This is a genomic window from Streptomyces sp. NPDC042100, from assembly GCF_055582325.1.
This window is the reverse complement of sequence record NZ_JBVJDK010000003.1, coordinates 277,074-295,405: the sequence shown is the minus strand read 5'-3', so window position 1 is coordinate 295,405 and position 18,332 is coordinate 277,074. Positions and strand designations below refer to the sequence as shown.

At 76.4% G+C, this 18,332-nt stretch carries 18 protein-coding genes; 6 read left to right on the top strand and 12 right to left on the bottom strand.

Going from position 1 to position 18,332, the window contains the following annotated elements:
- Positions 1 to 8: 8 nt before the first annotated feature.
- Positions 9 to 563 (top strand): GNAT family N-acetyltransferase, encoded by a 555-nt coding sequence (locus ACZ6J5_RS08715; RefSeq protein ID WP_469389633.1) that lies wholly within the window; start codon positions 9 to 11, stop codon positions 561 to 563.
- Between the two features lie 57 nt (positions 564 to 620).
- On the opposite strand, the gene ACZ6J5_RS08710 is transcribed toward ACZ6J5_RS08715, so the two are convergent.
- A complete protein-coding gene (locus tag ACZ6J5_RS08710) occupies positions 621 to 1,868 on the bottom strand; it encodes a chitosanase (protein ID WP_469389140.1) in 1,248 nt (415 codons plus the stop codon).
- A gap of 224 nt (positions 1,869 to 2,092) precedes the next feature.
- Between ACZ6J5_RS08710 and ACZ6J5_RS08705 the strand changes: the two genes are divergently transcribed.
- Both ACZ6J5_RS08705 and ACZ6J5_RS08700 read left to right on the top strand, forming a co-directional pair.
- Complete coding sequence (locus ACZ6J5_RS08705) at positions 2,093 to 3,406, top strand: NAD(P)/FAD-dependent oxidoreductase (RefSeq protein WP_469389138.1); 1,314 nt, start codon at positions 2,093 to 2,095, stop codon at positions 3,404 to 3,406.
- Positions 3,403 to 3,957 (top strand): GNAT family N-acetyltransferase, encoded by a 555-nt coding sequence (locus tag ACZ6J5_RS08700; protein ID WP_469389136.1) that lies wholly within the window; start codon positions 3,403 to 3,405, stop codon positions 3,955 to 3,957. Before ACZ6J5_RS08705 ends, ACZ6J5_RS08700 begins: the two co-directional genes overlap by 4 nt.
- A 45-nt stretch (positions 3,958 to 4,002) precedes the next feature.
- Here ACZ6J5_RS08700 and ykgO read toward each other — a convergent pair whose 3' ends face one another.
- The 4 genes from ykgO to ACZ6J5_RS08680 all read right to left on the bottom strand — a co-directional run bounded on the left by ykgO (position 4,003) and on the right by ACZ6J5_RS08680 (position 6,272).
- The gene (ykgO, locus tag ACZ6J5_RS08695) at positions 4,003 to 4,125 is read right to left on the bottom strand and encodes a type B 50S ribosomal protein L36 (protein WP_362476568.1); all 123 of its coding nucleotides are present in this window, start codon (positions 4,123 to 4,125) and stop codon (positions 4,003 to 4,005) included.
- 2 nt (positions 4,126 to 4,127) lie between these two features.
- Positions 4,128 to 4,292: a 50S ribosomal protein L33 gene (gene rpmG / locus ACZ6J5_RS08690; RefSeq protein ID WP_469389134.1), complete on the bottom strand. Its 165-nt coding sequence runs from the start codon at positions 4,290 to 4,292 to the stop codon at positions 4,128 to 4,130.
- 106 nt (positions 4,293 to 4,398) lie between these two features.
- On the bottom strand, positions 4,399 to 5,439 hold the full coding sequence (locus ACZ6J5_RS08685; protein WP_469389132.1) for a CU044_5270 family protein: 1,041 nt from the start codon (positions 5,437 to 5,439) through the stop codon (positions 4,399 to 4,401).
- On the bottom strand, positions 5,436 to 6,272 hold the full coding sequence (locus ACZ6J5_RS08680) for a sigma-70 family RNA polymerase sigma factor (RefSeq protein ID WP_469389130.1): 837 nt from the start codon (positions 6,270 to 6,272) through the stop codon (positions 5,436 to 5,438). The genes ACZ6J5_RS08685 and ACZ6J5_RS08680 overlap by 4 nt, the downstream gene beginning before the upstream one ends.
- A 155-nt stretch (positions 6,273 to 6,427) precedes the next feature.
- On the opposite strand from ACZ6J5_RS08680, the gene ACZ6J5_RS08675 reads away from it, so the two are divergent.
- The gene (locus ACZ6J5_RS08675; protein ID WP_469389128.1) at positions 6,428 to 8,026 is read left to right on the top strand and encodes a serine protease; all 1,599 of its coding nucleotides are present in this window, start codon (positions 6,428 to 6,430) and stop codon (positions 8,024 to 8,026) included.
- Between the two features lie 10 nt (positions 8,027 to 8,036).
- On the opposite strand, the gene ACZ6J5_RS08670 is transcribed toward ACZ6J5_RS08675, so the two are convergent.
- Positions 8,037 to 9,080, bottom strand: a complete 1,044-nt coding sequence (locus ACZ6J5_RS08670; RefSeq protein ID WP_469389631.1) for a sigma-70 family RNA polymerase sigma factor — start codon at positions 9,078 to 9,080, stop codon at positions 8,037 to 8,039.
- Positions 9,081 to 9,162: 82 nt separating this feature from the next.
- Positions 9,163 to 9,579, bottom strand: a complete 417-nt coding sequence (locus ACZ6J5_RS08665; RefSeq protein WP_469389126.1) for a nuclear transport factor 2 family protein — start codon at positions 9,577 to 9,579, stop codon at positions 9,163 to 9,165.
- A gap of 157 nt (positions 9,580 to 9,736) precedes the next feature.
- On the opposite strand from ACZ6J5_RS08665, the gene ACZ6J5_RS08660 reads away from it, so the two are divergent.
- Both ACZ6J5_RS08660 and ACZ6J5_RS08655 read left to right on the top strand, forming a co-directional pair.
- Positions 9,737 to 10,663, top strand: a complete 927-nt coding sequence (locus tag ACZ6J5_RS08660; protein ID WP_469389124.1) for an AurF N-oxygenase family protein — start codon at positions 9,737 to 9,739, stop codon at positions 10,661 to 10,663.
- Positions 10,664 to 10,704: 41 nt separating this feature from the next.
- Entirely contained in the window at positions 10,705 to 12,357 is a 1,653-nt protein-coding gene (locus ACZ6J5_RS08655; RefSeq protein WP_469389122.1) for an FAD-dependent oxidoreductase, read from the top strand.
- A gap of 78 nt (positions 12,358 to 12,435) precedes the next feature.
- On the opposite strand, the gene ACZ6J5_RS08650 is transcribed toward ACZ6J5_RS08655, so the two are convergent.
- From ACZ6J5_RS08650 to ACZ6J5_RS08630, 5 genes are read right to left on the bottom strand one after another with little or no spacing between them, the layout of a single operon-like run.
- Positions 12,436 to 13,320 carry an anchored repeat-type ABC transporter permease subunit gene (locus ACZ6J5_RS08650; protein ID WP_469389120.1) on the bottom strand — a complete coding sequence of 295 codons (885 nt, stop codon included), beginning with the start codon at positions 13,318 to 13,320 and terminating at the stop codon, positions 12,436 to 12,438.
- On the bottom strand, positions 13,317 to 14,066 hold the full coding sequence (locus tag ACZ6J5_RS08645) for an anchored repeat-type ABC transporter ATP-binding subunit (protein WP_469389118.1): 750 nt from the start codon (positions 14,064 to 14,066) through the stop codon (positions 13,317 to 13,319). Before ACZ6J5_RS08645 ends, ACZ6J5_RS08650 begins: the two co-directional genes overlap by 4 nt.
- Positions 14,063 to 15,577 carry a choice-of-anchor M domain-containing protein gene (locus tag ACZ6J5_RS08640; protein WP_469389116.1) on the bottom strand — a complete coding sequence of 505 codons (1,515 nt, stop codon included), beginning with the start codon at positions 15,575 to 15,577 and terminating at the stop codon, positions 14,063 to 14,065. The genes ACZ6J5_RS08645 and ACZ6J5_RS08640 overlap by 4 nt, the downstream gene beginning before the upstream one ends.
- Complete coding sequence (locus ACZ6J5_RS08635) at positions 15,574 to 17,169, bottom strand: anchored repeat ABC transporter, substrate-binding protein (RefSeq protein WP_469389115.1); 1,596 nt, start codon at positions 17,167 to 17,169, stop codon at positions 15,574 to 15,576. The genes ACZ6J5_RS08640 and ACZ6J5_RS08635 overlap by 4 nt, the downstream gene beginning before the upstream one ends.
- Complete coding sequence (locus ACZ6J5_RS08630) at positions 17,166 to 18,302, bottom strand: choice-of-anchor M domain-containing protein (RefSeq protein ID WP_469389113.1); 1,137 nt, start codon at positions 18,300 to 18,302, stop codon at positions 17,166 to 17,168. Before ACZ6J5_RS08630 ends, ACZ6J5_RS08635 begins: the two co-directional genes overlap by 4 nt.
- Between the last annotated feature and the right edge of the window lie 30 nt (positions 18,303 to 18,332).

Sequence of the window (18,332 nt, the reverse complement as noted above, 5' to 3'; positions counted from 1 at the left end):
GGGTCGCCATGTTCTCCCTCCCGCTGCGGGACGGTGCCGTGCTCCGTCCGCTGGAGGTCCACCACGCCGAGGAGTTCGCCGCCCACATGGGCCGGGCGCGCGAGCACATCCGGCCGTGGGTCGGCGCGGGCTTCCTGTCCTCGGACGTCGAGGGCGCGCGGGGCACGCTGCGCCGGTACGCGGACCGCCTGGCCGGGGACGGCGGACGCCTGTTCGGCATATGGCTGGACGGGACGCTGGTCGGCGGCGTGATGTTCACGGACTTCTCGACGGCGACGGAGCTGTGCGAGGTCGGCTGCTGGCTGGAGCCCGGCGCCGAGGGCAAGGGCCTGATCACGCCGGCCTGCGAGCTGCTGCTGGACTGGGCCCTGGTCGAGCGCGGGCTGCACCGCGCGGAGTGGCACTGCCGGGCGGACAACGCGCGCAGCGCGGCGGTGGCGGAGCGGCTCGGGATGACCCTGGAGGGCGTGAACCGCGAGACCTGGTCGTACGGGGGCGTCCGTCACGACAAGCAGGTGTGGGCGGTGCTCGCGCCGGAGTGGCGGGCCCGCCGGGGGCTCTGACGTCCCGGACTCCGGCACCCCCGGCGGCGGATCCGCCGAGGGCGCCGGCCGGGGGCGTCAGCCGGTGATCGAGAAGGACTCCCCGTAGACGCTCCAGTACAGCGGGGTATCGAGGGAGAGGTTGCCCTCGTTGAGGAAGCGGCGCTGGGCGGTGCTGACCCGGGTGGTGTCGCTGTGCGCCTCCTCCTTGCGCATCTCCTCCTCACGGGCGTCGAGGAAGGCCTTCAGGTACGCCTTCTCGTCGCCGCCCCGGGCGGGCGGGAGCGCCCGCGAGAGGGCGACCGAGCGGATGCCGCGGAAGCCGTCCTCGCCGTGCATGACGGCGGCGTCGTAGTACGCGAACTGGCCGAGCGCCCGCAGGCCGTCCTGCTTGGCCTGGGAGACCGCGGGGTTGAAGTAGACGCGGTCGCGCTCCTCCTCCTGGGTCTGCTGGAAGACGGCGTCCTGGGCGGCCTGGCGCCAGGCGTTCGGGAAGCCGGGGTCGAGCCCCTGGTGGGAGTCGGTGCCGTTCACGGCGCGCAGCGCGGGCAGGTAGGAGGCGAGCGGGTTGGACGGCTTCTTGGCGGTGTAGCGCTCGACCAGGTCGAGCATGTCGCCGGTGCCGGAGCAGAAGCCGATGATGCCGGCGGTGTAGCCGCGCCCGTCGCCGATGTCCTCGATGTAGGCGAACTGGGCGCGCCAGTCCAGCGAGGAGTTCTCGAAGGAGGAGACCAGCTTCATGGCGACCTCCTTCTTGCGGGGGTCGTCGAGGTTGGTGCCGGTGGACGGCGGCGTGGTGGTGCCGCCGGAGCCGTAGGCCTCCACCTCCCACAGCGAGTAGCCGTAGGTGGTGGCGCGCTGGGTGCCGAAGACCCGCAGGTAGCGGCCGGTGCCGTTGACGGCGAGGTCGTCGGTCGCGCCGTCGCCGGAGGAGGTGGCGTAGAGCTGGCGCCAGGTGGAGCCGTCGTCGGAGAGTTCGACGCGGTAGGACTTGGCGTACGCGGCCTCCCACTTGAGGACGACGCGCTTCACCTCGGTCGAGGGGCCGAGGTCGATCCGGATCCACTGGTTGTCCACGCCCTCGGCGCTGGCCCAGCGGGTGGTGGCGGAGCCGTCGACGGCCTTGGCCCCGGCGTAGCCGCTGCCCTCCGTGGAGGAGGTGGCGACCGGGCGGCCCTGGGCGAGGTTGCCGGCGGCCGCGGTGGTGGCGGCTCCGGCGGTGGTGGCGGCGAGGAGCGCGGCGGCCGCGGGGACCAGGACGCCGGTGGCGGCGACGGCGAGCGCGGCGGAGCGGCGGCGCCGGAGCGCGTGGCTGGTGGGGGGCATGTCACTCCATCGTGGTGAATCGATGATTGTTAGGAAAGCTTCCTAACGTCGGGGTGAGGCGAGAGTAGGGGGTGGCATCCCGGGGCGCAAGAGGTCTGGCCGAAGCCCGAGTTGACGGGCTCGCGCGTGTGCGGAGGGTGCGGGCCGCCGGGCCCGGTAGGGTCGCGCCATCCCCGCACGCGCCACGGGACGCGCGAGCGGCACGGGAAGAGCACGGGGGTCACATGAAGCGCGCGGTCGTCCTGGGCGGGAGCTACGCGGGCCTGTTCGCGGCCCGCGTACTGAGCGGGTACGCCGAGGAGGTCGTCGTCCTCGACGCCGACACCATCGGCGAGGACGGGCTCGGCCGGCTCGCGCCCCAGCGGCGCCAGCTGCACGCGCTGCTCGCCATGGGGCACGCGCGCCTCGAGCGGTGGTTCCCGGGGCTGACCCAGGAGCTCGTCGCGGCCGGGGCGCGCCTCGGCGAGGGCGACGACGTGCGGTTCTACGTGGACGGCCGGCTGAAGGCGCCGGCCGAGGGGACCCGGATGCTCGGCGTCACCCGCCCCTTCCTGGAGAGCCGGATCCGCCGCCGGGTCGCGGCCCTCCCCGGCGTCCGCCTCGTCGCCGGGGAGGCGGCCCGGGGCCTCGTCGTCGAGCGGAACCGCGTCGGCGGGGTGCTCACCGCGTCCGGGGAGGTCCTCGGCGCGGAGTTCGTCGTGGACGCCATGGGCCGCTCCAGCCGGCTCGGCGAGTGGCTGGAGCGGACGGGCTGGGAGCGGGCGCCGCTGGGCCGGATGCGGATCGACCTCGGCTATGCCACGGCGACCTTCCGGCGCGGCGGGGAACTGGGCGGCACCGTGATCGCCCACTCGACGCCCGGCCCCGCGAGCGGCTACCTGCCCACCGTGACCGAACCGGGCGGGCTCACCGCCGTCGAGGGCGACCGCTGGTCGGTGGTGCTCGCCGGGTACGCGGACCTGCGGCCGGGCACCGACCCGGAGGAGTTCCGGAGCCGGATGCGCCGGTGCGTCGAGCCGCTGCGGACGGTCGCGGACGCGTGCGAGATGACCGGCGCGGTGGAGACCTTCCACTTCGCCGAGAGCCGGCGGCGGGACTATCTGCGGCTGCCCCGCTTCCCCGGCGGCCTCGTGGTCGTCGGCGACGCGCTGGCCAGCGTCAACCCGGTGTACGGGCAGGGGCTGACGCTCGCCGCCCTCCAGGCCGACTCGCTCGCCGCGCACCTGCGGTCGGGCGCCGCCCCGCACGCACCCGCGCGGGGCTACTTCCGCCGCGCGGCGGCCTTCGTCGACGCCGCCTGGCAGCTCTCCACCACAGCGGACCTCGCCCAGCCGCACGTCGAGGGGCCGTATCCGCGCGGGTACCGGCTGCTGCGGTGGGCGGGCGACCGGATCACCGAGGCGTCGGTGCTTGACCCGGTCGTGAACACTACGTACATGAACGTGATCAACATGGTGGAACACCCGCGCGCCCTCACCCGGCCCGGCACGCTGCTGCGCACGGCCCGCGTCCTCGCGGGCGCCAGGGGCCGGCGATGACCGGGACCGTCCCCGGGACGGCGCTGCGCCCGTGGGACGAGGGTGACGCGGACGTCCTCGTACGACACCACGCCGACCCCGAGATGCGCCGCTGGCTCGCCACCCACCTCGATTCGGTGGAGCAGGCACGCGTCTGGGTCGCGGAGCAGCGGCGGGGCCGAGCGGACGGCACGCGGGTCGCGTTCGCGGTGGTGGAACCCCCGGCGGCCCAGGATGTCCCGGAGGCCGAGACGGGAGCGGCGGCGGGGGCGCCGGTGGGGCACGTCGCCCTGTCGCGCCACGCGGACGTGGTGCGCGTCGGGTACTGGACGGCGCCCTCCGCGCGGGGGCGCGGGACGGCCTCCCGCGCGCTGGCGCTGGCCGCCGCGTGGGCGGCGGGGGCGCCGGACAGCCCGTTCGCGGGGCGTCCGCTGGAACTGCTGCACGCGGTCGGCAACGAGGCCTCGTGCCGTACGGCCCTGTCGGCCGGCTTCCGGGCCGCCGGGGAGCTGCCCGCCGCCCCGCCCGGCCGGCCCCGGGCCATGCACCGGCACATGTGCGCCCCGGCGTGACGACGGCCCCCGCCCGCGGGGAGCGCGGGCGGGGGCCGGCCGCCGTCAGCCCTGGCGGGCCTTCGAGCGGGGGTCCTTCTTGTTGATCACGAACGTCCGGCCCCGGCGGCGGACCACCTGCGCGCCGGGCTTCGACTTGAGCGCGTGGAGGGAGTTGCGAACCTTCATCGTCAGCGGACCTCACGGAAGTCGACGTGTGCCGCCACGACCGGGTCGTACTTGCGCAGGACCAGACGGTCGGGGTCGTTCTGGCGGTTCTTGCGGGTCACATAGGTGACGCCGGTGCCGGCGGTGGACCGGAGGGTGACCACCGGGCGCTGGGTGGTGCGGGCCATGCTGTGCTCCTTCCGGCCGACAGGCCCCGAGATCGATTGAGTCGGGCATGTCAGCTTCGTCCGGTGTAACAGGCGTCCCGTCCCGCCCATTCCCGGCGCCGCCTCCTCACCCGGCGGGGCGCTCCCCCGGCCGGTCCGTGACCGCCCTGGCCAGGACGGCGCTGCCGCCGAGGACGGTGCCGGCCGGGCCCGCCGCCGCCGGAGCCGTCAGCACCGTGCGCTGCCCGAGGAAGGCCGAGGTCTTCCGGTCGAAGATCCACTGGAGCTGCTCGCCATGGGCGGTACGGGCCACGGCGACGCCCTCGCGTCCCGCCGCGTCCGTCGCGGTCGGCAGCACGGTGGTGCCCGGGATCCGCGCGGCGGCCCCGTACAGCGCGGCCGTCACCTTCGGCGGCGCCCACGTCTCGGCGAGCAGGGTGCCGATGGCGGCGAAGGCCCGCTGGTCCGGGTCGGCCCCGGCCGAGTCGGTGCGGGTCTGCGCGTAGACCAGGCTCAGCAGGGCCGCCGGGTCCGTCGGCAGCGAGGCGACGAAGGTGTGCGTCGGGTCGGTGACCGAGGCGGCGGGGCCGCCGCCGGGCGCCTCGCGGGGCGTCGCGCCCCGGTGGTCGAGCGTGTAGACGGGCCCCCGGGCGCCGAGCACGCTGTCGGGCGAGCCCTGTTCGCGCAGCAGGCCCTCGCGGCTGCCGTCGGCGGAGAGCCAGACCTGCCGCCGGTGGGCCGGGGGCAGCGTGGCGGGCCCGCCGTCGGCGCCGCGGGCCGCGTAGGAGACCAGGCTCTCGACGTACACGAACTGCTCGGGGCGCGCCCGCGCCATCGGGGCGGCCGCCGCGGCGAGCGCGGCCCGCGCCAGGACCTGGCCCGAACCGGAGGCGGCGGCCCCCGTGTACGGGGCGGGGGCGGGCGGCACGGGCGACTCCCCGGCGACCACGACCAGGGCGACGGCGGTCACGGCGGCGGTGCAGGCCATCGCCGGGAACGCGAAGCGCGGGAGCCGGCGGCGGGCGCGGAGGGTACCGGGGGCCTCGGCCGCGTTCAGGACGCGGTGCTTGACCGCCTGGCGGCGCGGCGGGGTCAGCTCCGGCACCTCGGGGGGCGGCAGCAGCGCGGTGAGCTCGGCACGGAGGGCTTCGTCGGAGGGCGTGTTCACAGCGAGTTCTCCGGAGCGGGACGGCGCACGCCGACGGCGGCGCGGAGGGGGACGGGGGTGGGGACGGGAGCGGAGGTGGGGACGGGGGTGGAGACGGCAGCGGAGGTGGGGACGAGGGTGCGAGTGCGGGCCTTGGTGCGGGCCGGTGTCGGAGTGGTGGGTGCGGACACGGGCGCGGGCGCGGGTGGCGTGACGGATGGGCATGGTGTCGTGGTGCGGGAGGCGGGGGCCGCTGGGGCGGAGGGCGCGCCCGGGTGCGTGGCGGCGGTCGCCGACGGTCCGCGCCGGGCCTTCCGGACCGCTTTGAGCTCCGCGTCGGCCAGGGCCCGGAGGCGGTCGCGGGCGCGGGAGAGGCGGGAGCGGACGGTGCCGACCGGGATGCCCAGGGCCTCGCCCGCCGCCGCGTAGTCGAGCCCGGCCCACACCACCAGGGCGAAGACCTCGCGGTCGCGGCGACGCAGGCGCGTCAGGGCCGCGCGGGCGGCGGCCAGTTGCTCCGTGTCGTACAGGCGCGTGACCACCTCGTCGGCGAAGTCGGGGAGCACGCCCCGGTCGGCGATCCGAGCCAGGGCGGTGTCACGGCGGCGGGCCTCGCGGGCGGTGCCGCGCAGGATGTTGGTCGCGATGCCGAGCAGCCAGGGGCGCAGCCCGTCGCCCTCGGGCCGCAGTCGCTCGCGGCAGCGCCAGGCTTCCAGGAAGGTGGCGGACACGACGTCCTCCGCCGCCGCCTGGTCGCCGCAGACGCGCAGCGCGTACCGGTACAGGACCTTCGCGTGTTCGTCGTAGGCGTCGCCGAGCGCCGCGGTGTCCCCGGCCCGGAAACGATTCCTCATAGGTGATTCCACATGAAGCACTGGCCGCCGGTTCGCGCCGGTTCCGGTGACCTGCGCCACATCCGCCGCATCTGCCTCAGGGGCCCCGCCCGCACCACCGGCCGCGTGTGGCGCAGGTCACGGGAACGGGGCCGCCCGTCCGCCCAGTACTGGTCATGAACAACATCGTCACGAAGCGCCCCACCCGCCGGACCCTGCTGCGCGGGCTCACCCTCGCCGCCGCCGGGACCTGCCTCCCCGCCGTCGCCGCCGGGGCCGCCGCACCGGCCGCCGCCTCGGGCGGCGCCCCCGCCGAGACGTACACGCTGACGCTCGTCCACCTCGGGCGGACCGGCGAGCAGACCACCGACTACGTGACCAGTGTCGCGGGCGTCTCCGGTGCCGCCGCCGGGTTCAGCGAGCGGCTGCGCGAGCAGACGGCCGGGACCGTCACCCTCCGCGTCCCCAAGGGGCGTTATCTGCTGGACTCCGCGATCAGCGTGTTCGACCCGCGGATCGAGACGGACTGGATCGTGCGGCCGAGGCTGGACGTCGACGGCGACACGACCGTCGTCTTCGACCCCCGCACCGCGCTCCCGATGGACGTGCGGCCGCCGGAGACCGGGGCCGAGATGCGGCTGGGCGGGGTGCTCGTCGAGGTCGCGCACGAGGGCGGCACCGCGTACGCGCACCTCATCAACAACACGCCGGCCCTGCGGATGGCGCACCAGGGCCCGGCGGCCGAACCCGGTTCGGTGCGGCAGTGGGTGGACGCGTACTGGAAGGGCGAGAAGCAGTGGTACGCCCTCGGCTACTCCTTCGTCTCCGACCGGGCCCTGACCGGCCTGGTGCGCCGCCCGATGGCGTCCGAACTGGGCACGCTCACGGTCCGCGCGCCCGCGCCGGCGACCGGGCCGGGGTACGGCTTCCTCTCGCTCGAACCGTCCGGTCCGACCGTCGCCACGCTGCCCGATCCGCTCCTGGTCCCGGGGAGCACCACGTTCCTGGCGTCCCCCGAGCGCGGGTCCTGGAGCGTCGGCTACAGCACCCCCCGGGTGACGGACGACTCCGCGCCGACCGTCTACGAGGCGCCCGCGGTCCGGGTCCGGGCCGGCGCCACGACGCTCGTCACCTTCGACACGCCGGTCTTCGGCCCCGCCCTCGACCCGAGGCCCGGGGCGCGGCCGGCGGGCCTGCGCACCGGGAACACCCTCGCCCTCGACCTGTCCCTGCTCGCCGACGGCGAGGGGCACCTGTCGCGGGACCCGCTCTTCGAGGGGGCGAGCACCACCCTGCACCGCGACGGAGTGCCGGTCGGCACCGTGCGCGGCACACCGGGGAAGGCCGAGTTCGCCGTGCCGTCCTCGCGCGCCGACTACCGGCTCTCGACGACCGCCGCCCGTCCGGGCGGCCGGGTCACGGCCGCCTGGACCTTCTCCTCGGCGGCGACGGCTGCCCCCGCCGGACTCCCGCTCAGCGTCGTCCGGTTCGCGCCCGCACTGCGGCCGGACGGCACGGCCGCGCCGTACACCACCTCGCTGGTGCCGGTGACCGTGGCGGGCGCGGCCGCCTCGGCGGGTGTGCGGAGCCTCGCCGTGTCGGTCTCCACCGACGCCGGGACCACCTGGAACCGGGTGGCGATGACGGGGGGCAAGGCCTGCGTGCGGACGCCCGGACCGGGCCGGGCGGTGTCGCTGCGCGCCGAGCTCACGGACGCCGCGGGCAACACGCTCGTCCAGACGCAGCTCGGCGCGTACCGGGTGACCTCGGGCTGACCCCTACGGATCAGCGGCCCGCACCCCCCTCCCCGGATTCCTCCTCCCCGGCTTCCTCGGCGTCGGCTTCCTCGGCGTCGGCTTCCTCGGCGTCGGCGCCGAGGAAGCCGGGGAGGTCGGGGAGGTCGAGCACGTCGAGCCGCATCCCCGCGAGCCGTTCGGGTTCCGCGATGACCTCGATCCCGGTGATCAGGCCGTCCGTCACCGCGAAGGTGAGCACCAGGGCCAGGCGGCCCAGGGGCGCCATCGCCAGGCCGGCCGTGCCGTCGACGAGGGCGACGCCGGTGAAGCGGGCGCGGCCCATGGCCGCCATCGCGCCCTGCGCGACGGTGCGGCCGCCCCGGATGACGACCGGCTCGGGCGTCGGGACGACGCGGCGGTCGGCGTGCAGCACGACGTCCGGGTGGAGCAGGGAGACCAGCGCGGCGAGGTCGCCGCCTCGGGTCGCGGCGAGGAACGCGTCGACGGCCGTCCGCCGCCTGGCCAGGTCGGCCGCGCCCGCCGGGGCGGGGGCCGTCCCGCCCTTGACCCTGCGCCGGGCGCGGCTGGCGAGCTGCCGGACGGCGGCCGTGTTGCGCTCCAGGAGCGGGGCGATGTCCTCGAAGGGCACGGCGAACATGTCGTGCAGGACGAAGGCGAGGCGTTCGGCCGGGGCGAGGGTGTCGAGCACGACGAGGAGGGCGACGCCGACGGAGTCGGCCATCAGCGCCTCCTCCTCCGGGTCGCCGCCCGCCCGGCCGGAGCCGTCGGGCCGGTCGCCCCCGGGCTCGCGGAGCAGGTCGTCCAGGGCGTCCTCGCGGCGCCGGTCCCGGGACCTCAGCAGGTTGAGGCAGACGCGGGAGACCACGGTCGTGAGCCAGCCGCCGAGGTTGTCGACGCCCTGGATCCCGGCGGCGTCCGCGCGCAGCCACGCCTCCTGGAGGGCGTCCTCTGCTTCGGCGAGCGAGCCGAGCATCCGGTAGGCCACCGCCCGCAGGTGCCCCCGGTCCGCCTCGAACCGCCGGGCGAGGAGCTCGCTCTCCCCGCTCTTCCGCGTACGCTCGGTGTGCTCCATGGGCGTCCCCCGCTCGATGCCGTCCCGTCGGCCGTTCATGATCACGGCCGATCGGCACGACGCATCATGACAGCAGGGCGGTTCACCCGGCGGCGACGGGGGTCCCCTGGTGGTAGTACAGGCGCCAGCCGGCGTCGCCCTCCCCCTTCCGCCAGATCGAGCTGCGGCGCGCCCGGCGGCCGTCGATGCGCGTCTCGTACGTCACGTGCACGAGGTCCGGCGCGAGCAGCACCCCGCGGAGCTCCGAGGGCTCGAACCGCGGGCCGTCCCGCCGCCCGCCGTCGAGCTCGGGGAGTTCGGCCAGCATCTCCTCGTAGGTCCAGCGCCGTCCGGAGGCGCCGACCTCGACGAACTCCGGGTCGAAGAGGCGGCGGGCCTCGTCCCGGGAGCGGCGGACGGTGGGGTCGAGCAGGGCCAGTTCACCGGCGAGCGCGGCGGCGACCGCCTCGGCCCCGGCCTCGTCCCATCCTTCGTCCCGCGTCTGGTTCTCTTCGCGCATGGCCGCATCGTCTCCCGGAACGGGGCCGGGTTCCAGGGAATTTCGTACCGATGGGTAGGCGGGCGGGCGGTCTTGTTATACCTTCCGTCTCACAGCTTGCTAGACACGCTGTCTAATAAGGCGGCGTGCTCCCCGAGGTCACCAAGGAGCCGCAATCATGGCGAGCAGCACCGTCCGGCCGGCGGACCAGGCCGCGCCCTCCGAGCCCCCGGCCGAGCGCGAGGCGGCCCGGCGGCTGCTCGACTCCTCCGCCAAGCTGTCCTACGACCCGGCCGTCGAGGTGGACTGGGACACCCCCCTCGACGAGGACCACCACGGCATGAGCCCCGAGTGGAGCACCCTCTACGGCACCCGCTACTGGCAGGAGCTGACCGAGGCCCAGCGCCGCGAGCTCACCCGGCAGGAGTCCGCGTCGGTGGCCAGCACGGGCATCTGGTTCGAGATGATCCTCCAGCAGCTCGTCCTGCGTGACATGTACGCCAAGGACCCGACCGACCCGCGCTTCCAGTGGGCCCTGACCGAGATCGCCGACGAGTGCCGGCACTCGATCATGTTCGGGCGCGGCGCGGCCAAGCTCGGCGCCCCGGCCTACCGTCCGGGCCGCTTCGTCCTCGAACTCGGCCGCGTCTTCAAGACGCTCGCCGTCGGCGAGGCCGCGTACGCCTCGATCCTCGTCGCCGAGGAGGTGCTGGACGTCATGCAGCGCGACTGGATGCGCGACGAGCGGGTCGCCCCCTTCGTCCGCACGATCAACAACATCCACGTCGTCGAGGAGTCGCGGCACATGAAGTTCGCCCGCGAGGAGACCCGCGCCCGGCTGCGGCGGGCCGGGCCGCTGCGCCGCCACACGCAGGCGCTGGTCGTGGCCCTCGCCTCGTACTTCATCGTCACCAGCATGGTGAACCGCTCGGTGTACGCGAACGCCGGCCTCGACACGGACCGGGCGCTGGCCGAGGCGCGGGCCAACGAGCACCACAAGGCCCTGATGCGGTCGAGCTGCGCGGGACTGATGGAGTTCCTGGCCTCCTGCCGCCTCCTCACCCGCCCCGCGGTCGCCTTCTACCGGCGCGCCCACCTCATCTGACCTGCCCGAGACCGAGCGACGAGCGGACGACCGACGACGCCATGACGTACGCCATCACCCAGACCTGCTGCAACGACGCCACCTGCATCGCCGTCTGCCCGGTCAACTGCATCCATCCGACCCCGGACGAGCCGGACTTCGGGCGCACCGAGATGCTCTACATCGACCCCCGGTCCTGCATCGACTGCGGCGCCTGCGCCGACGCCTGCCCGGTCGACGCCATCTTCCCCGCCGACGCCCTCGCCCCCGGGCAGGAGGCGTACGCGGCCGTCAACGCGGGCTACTACGAGCGGCGCGGTCCGGAGCCCGAGGCCCCCGCCGGGCCGACCTTCCGCTCCTGGGGGCAGCCCTCGTTCGCGCGGAGCCTGCCCTCCGACTTCGCGCCGGTCCGGGTCGCCGTCGTCGGCACCGGGCCCGCCGGAATGTACGCGGCGGAAGACCTGCTCCTGCACACCGACGCCGAGGTGACGCTGGTCGACCGGCTGCCGGTGGCGGGCGGCCTCGTCCGGTACGGCGTCGCCCCCGACCACCCCGCGACCAAGCGGATCGGCGACACCTTCGCCCGCTTCCACAGCCACCCCCGGGTCCGCATGTACCTCGGCGTGACCGTCGGCACGGACGTGTCGGCGGAGGAGCTGGCCGCCCACCACGACGCCGTCGTCTACGCGGTGGGGGCGGCGGCCGACCGGCGGCTCGGCATCCCCGGCGAGGACCTGCCGGGCAGCCTCTCTGCGACCGGGTTCGTCGCCTGGTACAACGCGCACCCGGAGGTCGCGCCCGACACCGTGGACCTGTCGGGCACCGAACGGGTCGTGGTGGTCGGCACCGGCAACGTCGCCCTCGACGTGGCCCGCGTCCTCGTGACCGACCCGGAGGCCCTCGCCGCCACCGACATCGCCGACCACGCGCTCGCCGCCCTGCGCGCCTCCGCCGTCCGGGAGGTGGTGCTGCTCGCGCGGCGCGGCCCCGAGGACGCCTCCTGCACCTCCTCCGAACTGCTCGCCCTCGGCGGGCTGCCCGGGGTGCGGCTCGTCGTGGACACCCATGACGAGCGGACCTGGGCCGCCGTCGAGGCCGCCGCGCCCCACGAGAAGGCGGCGCTGCTGCGCGGGGCGGAGCGCGAGCGGGTGGACTGGTCCGCCCCGCCCCCGCCGGGACCGGAGCGGCGGATCGTCTTCCGCTTCCACTCCTCGCCCGAGGAGATCCTGCCCGGAGCGGTACGGGTGACGGGCACCGACCCGGCCGTGCCCACCGAGATCCCTGCGGGCACGGTGCTGCGGGCCGTCGGCTACCGGGGGATGCCCCTGGCGGGCCTGCCCTTCGACGAGGCGACCGGCACCGTGCCGCACGAGCGCGGGAGGGTGGCCGGCCGCCCCGGCACCTACGTGGTCGGCTGGATCAAGCGCGGGCCCTCGGGAGGCATCGGCGCCAACCGGACCTGCGCGGCGGAGACCGTGGGCACGCTCCTCGCCGACGCCGTGGCCGGGACGCTCCCGCCGCCCTCCGGCGGCGCCCGCGCCTTCGACCGGCTGGTGCGCCGCCGGACGAGGACGGTCGTCGACGCGCGCGGGCTCGCCGCCATCGAACGCGCCGAGCTCGCGCGCGGGGACGCGACCGGACGTCCCCGGGTCAAGCTGGGCACCGTCCCCGAACTGGTCGCGGCGGCGCGCGGCAGGCGCCGCCCGACCGGCTGACGCCCGCGCCCTGCTCCCGTCACGCGCGGGGCGCGGCGGGAGCCGGCCGGAGCCGTGCCAGGAGCCGGAGCGGCGGCCTCAGCCGGAGCCGGTGACCGCGCCCGTTCCGCGCCCGCGCCGGGTCCTGAACCGGGCCGCGAGGCCGTGCCGGGGCGCGCACAGCCAGACGGCGGCGAACAGGGCCGTGAGCACCACGACCACGGAGCCGCCGGCCGCCAGGTCGTACGCGTAACTCACGTACAGCCCGGCCAGACTCCCCAGGCAGCCGAGGACGGAGGCCAGCAGGGTCATCGCCCACAGCCGCTCGGTCAGCAGCCGGGCGGTGGCCGCCGGGGTGATGAGCAGGGCGAGGACCAGGATGTTGCCGACGGCCTCCAGCGACATCACGATCGTGGCCGTCACCACCACGTACAGCGTGAGGTCGAGCGGCAGCACCGGCAGCCCGGTGGCGCGGGCCGTCTCGCGGTCCAGGGTCACCGCCGTCAGCTCCTTGCGCAGGGCCAGCAGGACGGCGACGAGGACCGCGCCGATGACGGCGACCCGCAGGATGTCGCCTCCGTCGACGGCCAGCACCTGCCCGAAGAGGAACGAGGACAGGTCGGTCGTCCAGCTGTCCCTGGTGGAGACCAGCACGATGCCGAGACCGAAGGCGAAGGCGAAGAAGACCCCGATGACGGTGTCCTCCTTGAGCCGCCGGTTCTGTGAGACGAAGGCGATCAGGACGGCCGTGGCGAGCCCGGCCGCCGCCCCGCCGAGGAGCAGGTTGCCCTCGAAGGCGTAGGCCAGGGCCACCCCGGGGAACGCGGAGTGCGCGACGGCGTCGCCGATGAACGCCATGCCGCGCAGCACGACGTACACGCCCACCACCCCGCAGACCAGGCCGACGATCGCGGCGACCGCGAACGCGCGCCGCATGAACGGCAGGTGCCAGGGTTCGGCGAGCAGGGCCAGCAGCTCGTTCACGCGGCCGTCCCCGGTCGCTCCAGGCCGAAGGCGCGCAGCATCCGCTCGGAGTCGTCGAGCAGCCCGGGGCCGCCCTCGGCGACGACCGTGCGGTTCAGGAGGACGATCCGCGAGCAACTGCGGGCCGCCGCCGCGAGGTCGTGCGTGGTCATCAGCAGCCCGCGCCCCTCGGCGGCGAGCGTCCCGAAGAGCTCGCCCAGCAGTTCCCGGGTCGGCACGTCCACGCCGGTGAACGGCTCGTCGAGCAGCAGCAGCCGGGGCTCGGCCGCGAGGGCCCGCGCCACCAGCACGCGCTGGCGCTGGCCGCCGGAGAGCTCGCCGACCGGGCGGCGGCGGAGCTCCGTGAGGCCGGCCCGCTCCAGCGCCCGCGTGGCGGCGGCCCGGTCGCGGGCGCCGGGCCGCCGGAGCCAGCCGACGGCGCGGGTAAGTCCGCTGAGCACGGCCCCGGCGACGTCGATGGGGAAGTCCCAGGCGAACTCGTGCCGTTGGGGCACATAGCCGACCGGCCCCAGCGCCGCCACGGAGCCGCCGCTGACGCCGGTGAGGCCGAGCACGGCCCGCAGCAGGGTCGTCTTGCCCGCCCCGTTGGGCCCGAGCAGTCCGACGAACTCGCCGGGTCGGACGCTCAGCGAGGCGTCCTCCACCGCCGGGCGGCCGCCGAGGACGACGGAGACGGAGGAGACGCGGAGGAGGGGCGGCGGAGCGGACGCCGGGGCGGCGGGGGCCGGGATCGGGTGCTTCGTCATGCCGACCGCCTCCGCGCCGTCCGCACGGCCACCGCGCCCGCCGCCGCCATCACCAGGGCCGCCCCGCCGAGGAGCGCGGCGGAGCCCGCGCCGGTCGTGGCCAGGGAGCCGCCGGGCGCCGCCCCCGCGGGCGTACGGCCCTCCGGGCGCGCGTCCGGGGCGTCGTCCCCCGGTGCGGGCGGGGCGTCCGGGGCGGCGGAGGTGCCGGGGCCACCGCCGGGTGCGGGCCCGCCGTCCCCCACCTCGAAGGTCAGGGTCTCGGTGTCGCTCACCCGGGCGCCGTCCGCGCCGGTCGCGGACATCGCCACGGTCAGCCGGTAGGTGCCCTCCGCGCCGAAGGCCCAGCCGCCGTGCGCGTGCGAGTTCGGCGGCACCCGGAAGGCGTCCGGCACGCCGTCGGCGCTGTTGAAGCGGACCGTCGCGCCCGACAGGCCGTCGTAGTCGAACAGCGCGAACCGTCCCGGCCCCTCCGCCTTCACCAGCCGGAACTCCACGTCGCCGCGCGTGGCCCCGGCGGGCAGGTTGTCCGTGGACCAGCCCGGCCACAGCAGTCCCGGCCGCTGGACCTGGTCGAGCAGCCAGACCGGGTCGCCCGCCCGCCCGAGGAAGGCGAAGTGCGCGGCGGCGGGGATCTGCCGCCGGGCCGCCGCCCCGACCCGGAGCACCACCGAGGAGGGCTCGCGCCATACGGTCCGCCCGGGGACGGTGCCGTCCTTGATCTGGATGCCGAACCCGCCGTCCACGAGCCGGGCGGCGATGTCGACGTGCCCGTCGCCGAGGACCCGGCGGCCCGTCTCGGCCGGTGGCTCCGACCGGTCCGAGGCCACCGGCTCGACGGGGGCGACCGCGCGGGCGGCCCGCCGGGGGGCCGGGGCGCCGGTGGTCGCGGCGGGCGCGGGAACGGGCGCGGGAGCAGCGTGGGGACCGGATCCCGGCCCCGGGCCCGGCCCCTCCCCCTCTCCCCGCTCCCCGCCGTCGACGCGCACGGTGTGGCGGACCTCCGCCGAAGCGCCCGACGGGATCCGCGCGGTGAGCGTCAGCCGGTACGTGCCGGGGGCGTCGAAGACCCAGCGGTCCTCGCCCCGCCGGCCGGCCGGCAGCTCGCCGGCGTCGGGCAGCCCGTCGGCGCTGTCGAAGCGCACGAGGGCGTCCGCGCCCCCGGTGCCGGGCTCCAGGACCCGGACCCTGCCCGGCCCTTCGGCGGCGGTGAGCTCCCAGTGGACGGGCGCCCCGCCCGTGCCGGCCCGGGTGGTGTCCCAGGCGGCCGGTGTCTCCCAGCGCGTGACGCCGTCGGCGCCGGTGACCCGGTGCCCGGCGCCGAGCTCCAGGTCGCGGTCCGGGCCGAGGCCGAGCGCGTACCCGGTCGCCGTCGCGGTCAGCGTGACGGGGGCCAGGACGGGAGGCGCGGTCGTCTCCGGTGCCGAGGGGGCCGGAAGCGTCGCCCCCGTGCCCGCGAGGGCGAGGGCGCCCGCCGAGGCGAGGGCGGTCCTGGTGCGGTGGCCGAGCCTCATCGGGCTGCTCCCTTCGGGCCCAGGCAGCGGGCCAGTTCGTTCGCGTTGTGGCGCATCATCGCGACGTAGTCGTGGACCTCGTCGTCGAAGGAGTCGCCGTAGACGGTGCAGATGCCGACGCCCTCGTCCTCGGCGACCCGGCGCAGGACGTCGGCGCGGGCGGCGAGGTTGGGTTCGAGGAAGACGGCGGGAACGCGCCGTTCCCGGATGGTGTCGCGGAGCCGCGCCACCTCGGCGGCGCTCGGCTCCCGGCTCGGCACGGGCACGACGAATCCGGCCACCTCCAGGCCGTAGGCGTGGGCGAGGTAGCCGAAGGCGTCGTGCGTGGTGACCAGCCGCCGGCGCTCGGCGGGGATGCCCGCGAGGGTGCGGGCCACCTCCTCGTCGAGCCGGCCGAGGCGGGCCAGGTAGGCGGCGGCGTTGCGCTCGTAGGCGGCGCGGCCGGCCGGGTCGGCGCGGACGAGTTCGGCCTCGATCCGGCGCACGTACGCCTCGGCGTTGGCGACGTCCTGCCAGGTGTGCGGGTCCAGGTCGCCGTGGACGTGCTTGCCGACGACGGCCTGCGGGAGCCGCCACAGCGGCGCCCCCGGCGCGCCGAGGAAGCGGTACGGGCCCTCGCGCGGCACGGTCTCGCGCGCCCGGTCGGGGACGGACAGGACGACGGAGTCGGGCGGGTGGTGGGCGCGCCGCCCGGTCGCCGGGTCGTCGGAGCGCACCCGGACGGTGTGGCCGCGCGCGTCGAGGGCGATGTCGGCGTGCCCGCCGTCGAGCAGGGTCCGGCCGGTCACGGCCCGCGCCGCCGCCGCGCCGACGGCGAAGGTGACCGTGCCGCCGCCGATCGGGGCGCCGGTGCCGTCGAGCTTCTCGGTGCGGCCCTCGACGGTGAGCCGGTACGTACCGGGGGCGCTGAACGCCCAGTTGACGTGGGTGTGGGCCTCGGGCGGCAGCACGAAGGAGTCGGCGGCGTCGAGGCCGTCCGCCGAGTCGACGGTCACGGTCGGGGTGCCGAGCGTGTCGGTGAGGTAGACGCGCAGCTCGCCGGGGCCTTCGAGGCCGGTGACGGTGGTGCGGACCTGGCTGCCCTCGCCCGCGACCTCGCCCTCCACCGCCCAGCCGAGCCACAGGACGTCGAGCCCGAGGTCCTCCTTCAGTGCGATGACGGAGCCGCCGTACGGTTCGAGCTTCTCGCCGAGGGCGACCTTCGGGGTGCCGGCGGGGGCGTTGGTGTGGATCGTCTTCAGGATGCCGGGCTCCTCCAGGAGCAGCCCGTTGCTGAAGACGAGGTCCGAGCGGGCCACCCGGGCGGCGTCGCCAGGACTCGGCTCGTACGAGTGGGGGTCGCCGTGCGGCGGGACGACGGAGGCGACATCGACCCGGTCGCCGCCGACGTTGCGGACCAGGTCCGCGATGATCGCGGTGGTCGTGGACACGGTCGGCCCGGGGGCGCCGGGGCGCCCGGCCGAGGGCGCGGCGCAGCCGCTGCCGCCGAGCAGCAGGGCCCCGGCGAGCCCGGCGGCGACGACGGTGGTGGTGGTGGCAGAGGAAGAGGCGGCGGCGGTACGGGCAGGGCGGGGGCGGGGGCGGCGGCTCATCGGGCGCCCTTCTTCCCGCGTACGAGGACGAGGACGGCTCCGCCCGCGAGCAGCACGGCTCCGGCGATCCCGGCGGGCAGCGCGAGGCCCGCGCCGCTGGCGGCGAGACGCCCGGCACCGGCTCCGGCACCGGTCGGCGCGGGCTCGGGCGCGCCGGTCGGCATACGGCGCGGCCGGGCCGAGGGGCCGGGGCCGCCGGAGGCGGACACGGTCGGGGCCGGGGTCGGGGCCGAGGTCCCCCTAGGCGCCCCGGTAGGAGTCGGCGCAGGGCTCGTCGTCGGAGTCCGCGTCGGAGCGGGGCTCCCCGTCGACGGAGGCGTCGGGGACGGGGTCGGGGACGGGCCGCCGCCCGGCTCCGTGGGCCGGGGCGACTCCCCCGGGCCGTCGTCCTCCCCCTCCCCCGGCACCACCTTCGAGGCGTCGAGGTCGCCGACGGCCACGGCGAGGGTCTCGCGGTCGGAGACCTTCGCGCCGGAGGGCAGGGTGGCGGTCATCTCCAGGGTGACGCGGTAGACGCCCTCGGTGTCGAGGATCCACAGCGGGTGGGAGTGGCTGTAGGGGCGCAGCGCGACGCGGCCGGGGCCGGGCTTCGCGCCGTCGACGAGGACGTCGACGCGGACGCCGAGTTCGGGGTCGTCGGCCCACTGGCCGAGGACGAGGCGGCCGGGCCCGACGATCCTCGGGAAGCTCACCTCGACCGTTCCCGCGACGGCGGCGGGCAGGATCTCCATGGTGCTCCAGCCGGGCCACAGCAGCCCGTCCACGGAGGCGAAGTCCTTGTCCGCCCACAGGCGTCGGCCCGGTTCGCCGAGGCCCTCGAACTGGGGGACCTCCTCGCGGGGCGGGACGACGAGGGCGTGCCGGGGGTCGAAGTGGAGGACGACGTCCGAGGGTTGGCGCCAGATGGTCCGGCCGGGGACCGTGCCGTCCTTGATCATGAAGTCGAGCCGGCCGTCGCGGAGCCGGGCGGCGAGGTCGAGGTGGCCGCCGGACAGGACGGCCCGCTGCCCGGCGGGCGCCTCGGTCGGCGGCGGGGCGGCGGCGTGCGCGGGCGGCGGGGCGGCGAGCGGGAGGAGGACCGCCGCGACGGCGGCGGCGGTGAGGGCGGGGCGTGGCACGAGTGGGACCCGCATGGCGGGGCGGCTCCTTCGGCGGGGCGGACG